Raw genomic sequence first — 3,161 nt, 5'->3', positions numbered from 1 at the left:
AAAAGTTTGGCGACGACCGATTTTCCCTGGAACTTAATCCAAGTATCTTAGGCGCAGGCAGACTTAACTTCCGGGTTCGGAATGTGACCGGGTGTATCCCTGCCGCTATAATCACCAAACATTCTTCTATTGCCATTCAAAACAAAAGGGCAATGAGAAATAAATAGTATATGTAAAAGAGTTTTGAAGTAAGCCTACGCATTATTAGTACCGGTCAGCTGAACATGTCGCCATGCTTGCACCCCCGGCCTATTACCGCCTGTTCTCGGCGGATGCTTGAAAGAACATTCATCTCAGGGTGGGCTTCCCGCTTAGATGCTTTCAGCGGTTATCCCTTCCGGACGTGACTACCCGGCCGTGCCACTGGCGTGACAACCGGTACATCATTGGTCCGTCCATCCCGGTCCTCTCGTACTAAGGACAGATCCCTTCAATATTCTGACGCCTGCAGTGGATAGGGACCGAACTGTCTCACGACGTTCTGAACCCAGCTCGCGTGCCTCTTTAATGGGCGAACAGCCCAACCCTTGGGACCTTCTCCAGCCCCAGGATGAGACGAGCCGACATCGAGGTGCCAAACACTTCCGTCGATATGGACTCTTGGGAAGTATCAGCCTGTTATCCCCGGGGTAGCTTTTATCCGTTGAGCGACGGCCTTTCCATTCAGCACCGCCGGATCACTAACTCCCACTTTCGTGCCTGCTCGACCCGTCAGTCTCGCAGTCAAGCTCCCTTTTGCGTTTGCACTCTACGGCTGATTTCCATCCAGCCTGAGGGAACCTTTGAACGCCTCCGTTACTCTTTTGGAGGCGACCGCCCCAGTCAAACTGCCCACCTAGCACTGTCTCCCATCTTATGAGATTAGAATCCCAACAATGCGTGGCTGGTATTCCAACAGCGGCTCCAATACAGCTGACGCCATATCTTCATAGCCTCCCAGCTATCCTATACACACATTGCCGAAACCCAATGCCAGGCTGCAGTAAAGCTCCACGGGGTCTTTCCGTCCTACTGCAGGTAACCGGTATCTTCACCGGCATTACAACTTCACCAGGTCTCCGGCCAAGACAGCTCCCAAATCATTTCACCATTCGTGCAGGTCGGAACTTACCCGACAAGGAATTTCGCTACCTTAGGACCGTTATAGTTACGGCCGCCGTTCACCGGGGCTTCAATTCGGATCTCTCAATCCTCCTCTTAACCTTCCGGCACTGGGCAGGTGTCAGCCCATATACGTCGCCTTCCGGCTTAGCATAGACCTGTGTTTTTGGTAAACAGTTGCTTGGGACTCTTCACTGCGGCCCGTTTCCCCTCCGGGTGTCTCCCCCTTCAGGTACCACGGGCACCCCTTCTCCCTAAGTTACGGGGCCATTTTGCAGAGTTCCTTAGCCAGAGTTATCCTGTCGGCCTTAAGTTTCTCACTCTGTCCACCTGTGTCGGTTTACAGTACGGGCGCTGCTTCCCTAAATAGAAGTTTTTCCCGGCAGTGTAGGATCTGCGGCTTATACCCTAAGGTACTTACCCGTCAGGCCTCACGTTTAAACATACGGATTTGCCTATATGTCCACGCTTCACCCTTAGAAAGGCTATTCCGTCAGCCTTCCCGCATACCTTCCTGCGTCACTCCATCTCTCAGTCAGTACACAGCGGTACAGGAATATTAACCTGTTTTCCATTCGCCTTCGCAGCTCTGCTTATGCTTAGGTCCCGACTCCCCCAGGGCGGACAAACCTTCCCCTGGAAACCTTGGACTTCCGGCCGGAGGGATTCTCGCCCTCCTTCTCGCTACTCATTCCTGCATTCTCACTTCTGATACCTCCAGCATCCCTTTCAGGACACCTTCTACAGCCTACAGAACGCTCTCCTACCAAACGTGCCTAGCACGCTTCCGCGGCTTCGGTTCATGTCTTAGCCCCGTTATATCTTCGGCGCAGATACTCTCGACCAGTGAGCTATTACGCACTCTTTCAAGGTATGGCTGCTTCTAAGCCAACCTCCTGGTTGTCTGTGAATATCCACCTCCTTTCCCACTTAGACATGATTTGGGACCTTAGCCGGCGGTCCGGGCTGTTCCCCTCTCGTCCACGGACCTTGTCATCCGTAGACTCACTCCCGGTAAACAATATACGGTATTCGCAGTTTGCTTGACTTCGGTAAGCTATACGCCCCCTAGGCCATACAGTGCTCTACCCCCGCATATCTTCAACCGAGGCTGCACCTAAATGCATTTCGGAGAGAACGAGCTATCTCCTAGTTCGATTGGCTTTTCACCCCTAGACCTATCTCATCTCCCAACTTTTCAACGGCGGTGAGTTCGGCCCTCCACTGAGTCTTACCTCAGCTTCAGCCTGGACAGGCCTAGATCACTAGGTTTCGCGTCTATGACATGCGACTCTCGCCCTATTAAGACTCGGTTTCCCTTCGGCTCCGCTTTTACTTAACCTCGCCACACATCATAACTCGCAGGATGATTAACCAAAATCCACGCAGTCACCCATATGGGCTCCTACCGCTTGTAAGCACACGGTTTCAAATTCTCTTTCACTCCCTTGCTCAGGGTTCTTTTCACCTTTCCCTCACGGTACTCTCCTCTATCGGTCGGCGGAAGTATTTAGCCTTACGTGATATGGTCCACGCTGATTCACACCGGATTCCTCGTGTCCGATGCTACTCGGGATCTCATACAAGCTATTATGACTTTACGCTCTACAGGACTCTCACCTCCTACGGTCCGGCTTTCCAGCCGCGTTCCGCTTACATCATAATCAACTCGACCTTATGGCGTCAGTCCAGTATGTTCCCTCTACCCCGTATATGCAACGCCGCCAGCTTTAACACTTATACGGTTTAGGCTCCTCCCCGTTCGCTCGCCGCTACTCAGGGAATCGTTTTTACTTTCTTTTCCTCCGGCTACTTAGATGTTTCAGTTCGCCGGCTTACCTCTCTCGCGCATACCCTCCAGGTATGCAGGTTCTCCCATTCGGATATCCCGGCATCACAGGTCCTGTGCACCTCCTCCGGGCTTTTCGCAGCTTAGCACGTCCTTCTTCGGCTCCCGCCGCCTAGGCATCCTCCGTGTGCCCTTACTCAGCTTCTCTTCTTCAACTTAAGTTTCCTTCAGTTGTAACTCTTTTACCTACTATTCATTTCCCATTGTCCTT

At 52.3% G+C, this 3,161-nt stretch carries 2 rRNA genes; both read right to left on the bottom strand.

Annotated elements, in window-relative coordinates:
• Window positions 1-4: 4 nt before the first annotated feature.
• Window positions 5-119: ribosomal RNA gene (gene rrf / locus HMPREF1984_RS08565) — 5S ribosomal RNA — on the bottom strand.
• Window positions 120-184: 65 nt separating this feature from the next.
• A 23S ribosomal RNA gene (locus tag HMPREF1984_RS08560) occupies window positions 185-3,098 on the bottom strand.
• Window positions 3,099-3,161 lie beyond the last annotated feature (63 nt).

It is taken from the genome of Leptotrichia sp. oral taxon 215 str. W9775, assembly GCF_000469505.1.
GTDB lineage: Bacteria > Fusobacteriota > Fusobacteriia > Fusobacteriales > Leptotrichiaceae > Leptotrichia_A.
The sequence above is the reverse complement of the archived record's forward strand: the minus strand, read 5'-3'. Positions and strand labels throughout refer to the sequence as shown.